Here is a 333-nt window from a genome sequence, read left to right on the forward strand (position 1 = left end):
TACTCAGTGCTACGCCGCTAAAATTTTTGGTTCGTATGTTGAACCGTTTTTAAGTAAGGCATAGGCAGTTCTAACCGTTTTGTTGGCCAATGCAATGGCAACACATTTCACGCTTTTCTTGGCGAGTAGATTTTTTATCCAGCGTTCTTTCTCTGTGGTCGCTTCTTTATGTTTTAGCCTACTGACTACCGTTCTTGCACCGAGAAACAGGTTTTTCCTTAATGTATTGCCTCGTCTTTTGGGGATATGACCTATCTTGGCTTTTCCGCCTGATGAGTGCTGGGTCGGTGTAACACCTGCACATGCCGCCGCCCCTCTGGCATCACTAAATTT

Annotated in this window: 1 protein-coding gene; it reads right to left on the reverse strand. The window is 45.0% G+C overall.

Going from position 1 to position 333, the window contains the following annotated elements; all coding sequences use genetic code 11:
• Positions 1-9 precede the first annotated feature (9 nt).
• A partial coding sequence (locus tag CWC03_RS22940; RefSeq protein WP_138583809.1) for a transposase occupies positions 10-333 on the reverse strand: 324 nt, incomplete at its 5' end.

The organism is Pseudoalteromonas sp. S2755, assembly GCF_005886535.1.
In the GTDB taxonomy this organism is placed as follows: Bacteria; Pseudomonadota; Gammaproteobacteria; order Enterobacterales; family Alteromonadaceae; genus Pseudoalteromonas.